This window comes from [Eubacterium] eligens ATCC 27750 (assembly GCF_000146185.1).
GTDB classification, from domain to species: Bacteria; Bacillota; Clostridia; order Lachnospirales; family Lachnospiraceae; genus Lachnospira; species Lachnospira eligens.
Genome location: NC_012778.1, coordinates 2,019,897 through 2,027,500 on the forward strand (window position 1 = coordinate 2,019,897; position 7,604 = coordinate 2,027,500).

Annotated in this window: 8 protein-coding genes, 3 tRNA genes and 1 rRNA gene (1 of these 12 only partly in view); all 12 read right to left on the reverse strand. The window is 38.6% G+C overall.

The window, feature by feature from the left end:
- Positions 1–4: 4 nt before the first annotated feature.
- Entirely contained in the window at positions 5–469 is a 465-nt protein-coding gene (locus EUBELI_RS09395) for a single-stranded DNA-binding protein (RefSeq protein WP_012740176.1), read from the reverse strand.
- Positions 470–535: 66 nt separating this feature from the next.
- A complete protein-coding gene (gene rpsF, locus EUBELI_RS09400) occupies positions 536–823 on the reverse strand; it encodes a 30S ribosomal protein S6 (protein WP_012740177.1) in 288 nt (95 codons plus the stop codon).
- Between the two features lie 116 nt (positions 824–939).
- Positions 940–1,137, reverse strand: coding sequence for a DUF951 domain-containing protein (locus EUBELI_RS09405; protein WP_012740178.1), 198 nt, complete (start codon positions 1,135–1,137; stop codon positions 940–942).
- Positions 1,138–1,160: 23 nt separating this feature from the next.
- The gene (locus EUBELI_RS09410) at positions 1,161–1,877 is read right to left on the reverse strand and encodes an NAD-dependent protein deacylase (protein WP_012740179.1); all 717 of its coding nucleotides are present in this window, start codon (positions 1,875–1,877) and stop codon (positions 1,161–1,163) included.
- Positions 1,870–2,454, reverse strand: coding sequence for a non-specific protein-tyrosine kinase (locus EUBELI_RS09415; RefSeq protein WP_012740180.1), 585 nt, complete (start codon positions 2,452–2,454; stop codon positions 1,870–1,872). The genes EUBELI_RS09410 and EUBELI_RS09415 overlap by 8 nt, the downstream gene beginning before the upstream one ends.
- A 24-nt stretch (positions 2,455–2,478) precedes the next feature.
- Positions 2,479–3,990, reverse strand: a complete 1,512-nt coding sequence (locus EUBELI_RS13720) for a YveK family protein (RefSeq protein ID WP_012740181.1) — start codon at positions 3,988–3,990, stop codon at positions 2,479–2,481.
- A gap of 18 nt (positions 3,991–4,008) precedes the next feature.
- Positions 4,009–4,779 (reverse strand): hypothetical protein, encoded by a 771-nt coding sequence (locus EUBELI_RS09425; protein WP_012740182.1) that lies wholly within the window; start codon positions 4,777–4,779, stop codon positions 4,009–4,011.
- A 48-nt stretch (positions 4,780–4,827) separates the two neighbouring features.
- Entirely contained in the window at positions 4,828–6,015 is a 1,188-nt protein-coding gene (locus EUBELI_RS09430; RefSeq protein WP_012740183.1) for a glycosyltransferase, read from the reverse strand.
- A gap of 70 nt (positions 6,016–6,085) precedes the next feature.
- Positions 6,086–6,156, reverse strand: a tRNA-Cys gene (locus EUBELI_RS09435).
- Positions 6,157–6,170: 14 nt separating this feature from the next.
- Positions 6,171–6,242 (reverse strand) — tRNA-Glu (locus EUBELI_RS09440).
- 43 nt (positions 6,243–6,285) lie between these two features.
- Positions 6,286–6,357: transfer RNA gene (locus EUBELI_RS09445), tRNA-Asn, on the reverse strand.
- Between the two features lie 186 nt (positions 6,358–6,543).
- Positions 6,544–7,604 (reverse strand): 23S ribosomal RNA (locus EUBELI_RS09450) (it continues 1,827 nt past the right edge of the window).

The window sequence follows — 7,604 nt, forward strand, 5'->3', positions numbered from 1 at the left end:
TATCTTAGTTGAAAGGCAAACCCTCATCATCTACTCCGTCAGGAATAGCCATAAATCCATCTCCAGCCGCCTGGCTTGGTTCTGGTCTTGATGGTGTGTACGCAGCATAATTAGAGTCTCCTCCATTACCTGCTGCTGCGGATTTGCTTTCTGCAAATTCCTGTTCTTCAACAACTACATCGGTTGTATAAACTCTCTGACCATCTTTGTTAGTATAACTACCTGTCTGGATTCTGCCAGTAACAACAATCTTTGTTCCCTGATGAAGATACTTCTCAGCGAATTCTCCTGATCTTCCAAAAGCAACACAGCTTATGAAATCAGCAGACTGCTCATTATCACTGTTTCTTCCACGTCTTCTGTCTACAGCCAATGTATATCTGGCAACTGCCATAGAACCTTCTGCATTCTGTGAATATCTTACATCTGGTTCTCTTGTCAATCTTCCCATTAAAATAACTTTGTTCATACTTTATCTCCTCTTCTATAAAGAGTTGCAAGTCAAACGTCATCTTTAAAAATCGGGATTAATAAATTACTCTCCGTCTTTAACGATTAAGAATCTTAATACATTATCCATGATACGGATTCTGCTTTCAATCTCAGCTGGAGCAGCAGCTTCTGCTTCAAACTTAATGAAACTATAGAATCCTTCGCTCATATGCTGGATATCGTATGCAAGCTTCTTCTTCTCGCTTGTGCCTGGATCTGTAATAGTACCACCGAAACGAGTAATTAACTCATTAACCTTCTCGATAGTAGCTGTTCTTACTTCATCCTCGACGTTTGCGCTAACAACTAATGCTAATTCATACTTATTCATCTACGTCGCACCTCCTTCTGGTCTTTTGGTCCCTTCTATCCTTATACATATAAATGTAAATGAAGGAACAAGGATTAAAAATATATCACAAGACAAAATCTTATCATATCCAGAAGTTAATTACAAGCCTTTTTTAATTTTTTTGTATTTTTTTGTACCAGTGATCTTTTAATAATAACTTCATGACCGCAACCCATGCACTTCATTTTAATGTCTGCACCAGCCTTAAGAATTTCCCATTCGCTGCTTCCACATGGGTGCTTTTTTTTCATTTCTACAATATCACCAGGTTCGTATGGAATAATACCCGCCATTCACAATCTCCGTTATATATTAATCACATAAAATTCTTAAATACATCTGCAAGTGGTGCATTTATAAGAATATCAGCCCTGTTGTCATAAGGTGTTGCTGACTTATTAATAAGAACAAGCTTGTCTCCCCTATAATAATCTATAAGTCCTGCCGCTGGATATACACCAAGAGATGTACCGCCGACTATAAGCATATCTGCTTGTTTTATACAATTCACAGCATTTGTTACATTGTTATCATCAAGGCCTTCTTCATACAATACAACATCAGGTTTTATCCTTCCACCGCAGTCACACATTGGAATGCCTTCAGAATTAATTATCTTATCGATACCATAGAACTTATGACATCTTTCACAATAATTTCTAAGCACTGATCCATGCAGTTCAATTACATTGCTGCTTCCAGCTTTCTGATGAAGTCCGTCAATATTTTGTGTAACAACTGCTTTCAGCTTTCCTTCTTTTTCAAGCTTTGCCAATGCCAGATGTGTAATTCCAGGCTTTGCGTCAGGATAAAGCATTTTATCCTTGTAAAATCTATAGAATTCCTCTGGATATCTCTGGTAAAAAGAATGACTGATAATCGTTTCTGGTGGATATTTGTATTTCTGGTTATATAATCCGTCCGGACTTCTGAAATCAGGAATCCCACTCTCTGTAGATACTCCCGCCCCACCGAAAAAAACAATATTATCACATTCATGCACTAATTTAATAAACTTATCAACATTATTCATTAATTACCACACCTAACACATTACATTTATTACTTTCCAACTCATTTTTGTAATTCTGTGCTGCATATTCACCGAATTCACTTTCGTTGTAGATAATGACTGTTCCATCGCAGTATTTAGCTATTCTTCCCTCTTCATCTGAACTCATTACAATCCTGTCATAATCCGCTGAATAGATAAATATAAGCTTCTTCATCATTTCTTCTTCATCTTCAGATATAACACCATCATCTAAAACACCTGTAAATATAATGTCCATATCTGCATTATTGGTTTTACATATAAGATCATTTTGCTTTTCTGGATTACGCATAAAGTCTGCAACACCTTTAAGATTTTTACCAAGTTTGTATTTCCCAAGGAAAATCTCAGACATAATATCTGCATCTATAAACAATACCTTCTCACCCGTTGCAACAAAACTATATGCAATTTTAAATGCACTCAGTCCATCTTTTGTAACAGCCAGACACTTGCTTGTTCCCAACTCAGATTTAAGAGTCTTTACCAGTTCTTCATAACATTTTCTTTCATTATCAGTCATATCAACAATCTTATCAATATTAACACTAAACATCCTGTATTCCTCCTCCCCTATATATTACTTTACTATTCTTCCGAGAATCTTTACATTAAATACAGGTTCTGGTTCTATAAATGGCTCTGGTTCTACGACATCTTCCTCTGATTGTACTGCAAATGCTTTTGCAATCACATCTTCTGCCTCATCTGGCTCTGCTTCTGCCTGTACTTCTGGTTCTGCTTCTATCTCCGGCTCTGCTTCCACCTGCACTTCCGGTTCTGCCTCTGGCTCCGGCTCTGCTTCTTCCTGCACTTCCGGTTCTGCCTCTGGCTCCGGCTCTGCTTCTTCCTGTACTTCTGGTTCTGCTTCTATCTCAGGCTCTGCTTCCACTTGCACTTCTGGTTCTGCTTCTATCTCAGGCTCTGCTTCCACTTGCACTTCTGGTTCTGCCTCTGGCTCCGGCTCTGCTTCTTCCTGCACTTCCGGTTCTGCCTCTGGCTCAGGTTCTGCTTCCACCTGCACTTCCGGTTCTGCCTCTGGCTCCGGCTCTGCTTCTTCCTGCACTTCCGGTTCTGCCTCTGGCTCCGGCTCTGCTTCTTCCTGCACTTCCGGTTCTGCCTCTGGCTCAGGTTCTGCTTCCACCTGCACTTCCGGTTCTGCCTCTGGCTCAGGCTCTGCTTCTTCCTTTACTTCTGATTCATACTCTACCTTTATTGGTGCTTCCTGTTTACTAACGGTCTCTGACTCAATCTTTATTTCCTGATTTAATATTGGCTCAGACTCGGACTCTCTTGCAACAGCTGCTTCCTTTTTAAAAGTTTCGTCATGCTTATCAACCGCATTTTTAGTAAGAAAATCTATATTGTCATCATCATCGTCATCGTCATCAAATGCTGCTAAAATATCATCCGTACCAGCCTTCTTGGTATTGTCGTGTGGTAATCTGTGCTGTTCTGAATCAATTAACTCCTGCCTTGGATAAACATATCTTCCAAATCTTGCTTCATATTCATACTCATCATCACTGTGATCCTCTTTTTTCTTAAATGCGCATAATATAAGGCACACAACAAGTTCAATAAATATACATACTGCACTTGCCATACCAGCAATTATAACTGTATTTCTATACAAATTTGGTTTAAATGCGTTACCTGTGCTTGTTCCTTCAGACAAAATCTGCATTGACTCAACTGGAATTATTGTTGTTGTCTTAACAGCAGTCTTTGCTATCGCATCTACATATGTTTTAGCAGTATTCTGGTCCGGATTGATAACCTTTAATTCTACAATGTTACTATCTGCTGGAGATGTAACAGTAAGATATTCAGAAATATCCTCCGATGTACCAGCAATCCTCTGAGCAGCTTCAATAACAACATTACTTGAAAAAATTATCATAAAATCCTTATTAAGACCGCCATCCTTCGCCCTTATTGATGCCTCACTGTCACTTCCCGGAACCACATAAATTTTTGATACAGACTCATACATTGGTGTTATTGTACTATCCTCATAAAAATATCCGCCAACTACGCTTAGAATAACGACCAAAATAAGTATCAATAAACATCTTGCAAATTTCTTCATAATAATCCTTCCTCTCCTTTATTTCTGTTCTGGATAATAAAACCATGAAATAGCTGTAATTTTACCATTATTGTCAACTTCAAAATTAATTGTTGCAAAATCATCATCAACAGATGCTCTGTCGCCTTTATATTTGCTATCAAAATATGTAAATTCTATATTATAGCTCTTTGCTGTCTCCAGACTACTGTAGCCATTATAATTAACCAATCCATAGGCAATTGCATCTTTTGTATTAATTTTATCCAACTCCGCCATTGTAAAATCACCATAAATGAATTTACCATAAGTCAGTGTTTTGTCCTCTGACATATACAAATGATTTTGATAATCGTTGTCTCTGTAATATGCTTTTAATATATCATCTACAGAATCCCCGACATTCATATTTCGGGAAAATTTATCATTGTTCTTTATTGATGCTGCCTGTGTGACCTTATATGTACCATTTGAATCAGGTCTGTTATTGTCATCTAGTTTTTCAAAACCAATCGACATTTCATTATAAGAATAAATCTTTTCATTATTATTTTCTGTCTCCTCAGACGGCTTTCCAAATATAGATTTCACTTGATCTTCTGACATAAGATATGTTATATTCCCTATTTTCAAATCTTTATATGTAAATATATCTTCATGACTTTCTTCCAATGTAGGATATTCTGTACCAGCTTCTGTAATATCCTCTCCATCACTAATTACAGCTTCTGTCCTTTTTCCACATGCCCCCAGAGCCATTGCAGTAAAACATAGAATTGCAAACACTCTGCTTTTTTTTAATCTAATCATTAAATTCCTCCCTACTGCACATTTCAGTTAATTATAACATACATATTATTATTCAGAAAGAAAATGTTTTATAATTCTCTCTCCAACATTATTCCATGTGTAATTTTTTTTGTATTCTTCATGAGCTCTGTATACCATATTTTCATAATATGCTGTATCATTCAACAATTTATCTGCTTTTGCGCATATATCATCAACATCATTAATACTATACATTTCTGCTACATTATCTAAAATATTCATTCTATATTTATTAGAATCTGTCATGACTACAGTATTATTAGCCATTCCTGCATATATCCTGTCATGCACTCCCATTTTAAAAAAAGGTGATGAGTCTGCTAACACTCTGCTTTGTGCGATTATTTCAAATGATTTCTCAAACGATACGGGTTTAATTATTTTTACATTTTTCTTACATGACTTATCATATTTTTCCCACCATTCACCTGCAATTTTTAAAGGGAAACCGTTATCAGCCAGCGTATCTATCAATTTCTTTCTATAATAATTTCTTATATACATTTCTACAAGATAATATTTATTTAACAGTTCAGCTTTAGGCTCTATATTGATAGAATCTTCTATACTTAATTCTTCATTATTCATAATTCTGTCTATCATTGACAACATATCATTTTTCTCTCTGATTCCACATCTCAATATGTGTTTCATATACACATCTGGTTTTCTGAATGTCCCCATAAATAATATGTTTTTTTCTTTCTTATTTATATCTGATGTACACACATGTTCAGCTCCAAGATTAATCTGATACGCATCCTTAATCCATGGATAATATTTTTTTATATATTCGCAATGATTCCCGTCTACAGAAAACACATAATAATTATTCAGCCGACACGATAAAGTTGTGTGATGATACAACGGATGATCCAATATAAAATTATAAAATGGTGCATCAATGTTATCCAGATAATAACTATCATCATCCATTATTAGCCTGGGTAATTTCGAGTTGAAATCTATTATGGCATCAAATTTTTTATTCACATACCTTTGTAACAAATCTTCTGCCGACCGTTCAATTATTTTATCTGAATTTATTGATGCTGGTTGTGCAATTTCTGTTCCTGCTGATGGTATTGAATATTCTGGGATTTCACAAAATTCACACTGACACCCATAATTTTGCAATGCTTCAATGATTTTTTCTGCAAAATATCTTCCGCTGTTATAACATAACTGTCTTGTCACAAATATTAATATTCTCATTTTACAATCTGTCCCAATTCTCAAAAAAATCGAAAAAAAAGCTTTAACCCATTCGGATTAAAGCTTTAAGAGGCGACAACCAGATTCGAACTGGTGATCAGGGTGTTGCAGACCCACGCCTTACCACTTGGCTATGTCGCCTTATTATTAATAAATGACTCCAAGGGGATTTGAACCCCTGATACCACCGTGAAAGGGTGGTGTCTTAACCGCTTGACCATGGAGCCGTAATAAAGAATTCATGGGCAAGTGCATGCCACTTATTCTTAGCTCCCCGAGTAGGGCTCGAACCTACAACAACTCGGTTAACAGCCGAGTGCTCTACCATTGAGCTATCGAGGATTATCACTAATGTTTCCATTATGTGAAAAAATGTAAGCCACATAGCAGCTTACTTTTAAAAGGATTGCTCCTTCAAAACTGCACATTAAATATATCATATCGTATCTGTCTTTGCAAATATTTTTCATCCGATTACTCTTAAGAATAACTCTCTTTGTTCTATCCAAACCGTCTTAACCTTTTCTCTTGGTTAAGCCCTCGACCTATTAGTACAAATCAGCTCCATATGTCACCACACTTCCACCTTCTGCCTATCTACCTCGTCGTCTTCAAGGGGTCTTACTAACTTATGTTATGGGATATCTCATCTTGAGGGGGGCTTCACGCTTAGATGCCTTCAGCGTTTATCCCGTCCCGACTTGGCTACCCGGCTATGCATTTGGCAATGCAACCGGTGCACCAGAGGTCAGTCCATCCCGGTCCTCTCGTACTAAGGACAGCTCCTCTCAGATATCCTACGCCCACGCCGGATAGGGACCGAACTGTCTCACGACGTTCTGAACCCAGCTCGCGTACCGCTTTAATGGGCGAACAGCCCAACCCTTGAGACCTACTACAGCCCCAGGATGCGATGAGCCGACATCGAGGTGCCAAACCACTCCGTCGATGTGAACTCTTGGGAGTGATAAGCCTGTTATCCCCAGGGTAGCTTTTATCCGTTGAGCGATGGCAATCCCACTTTCATACCACCGGATCACTAAGTCCTACTTTCGTACCTGCTCCACCCGTCGGTGTCGCAGTCAAGCTCCCTTCTGCCTTTGCGCTCTTCGAATGGTTTCCAACCATTCTGAGGGAACCTTTGAGCGCCTCCGATACTCTTTCGGAGGCGACCGCCCCAGTCAAACTCCCCACCAGACATTGTCCCCCAGCCGGGTCACGGCTGCAGGTTAGAAGCCCAGTACTGCAGGGGTGGTATCCCAACATCGACTCTGATGCATCTGGCGACACATCTTCTCAGTCTCCCACCTATCCTGTACATGCAATACCGAACCCCAGTATCAAGCTAGAGTAAAGCTCCATGGGGTCTTTCCGTCCTGGCGCAGGTAACCAGCATCTTCACTGGTATTTCAATTTCACCGGGTGCATTGTCGAGACAGTGCCCAAATCATTACGCCTTTCGTGCGGGTCGGAACTTACCCGACAAGGAATTTCGCTACCTTAGGACCGTTATAGTTACGGCCGCCGTTTACTGGGGCTTAAATTCAATGCTTCACCTTGCGGCTAACATCTCCTCTTAACCTTCCAGC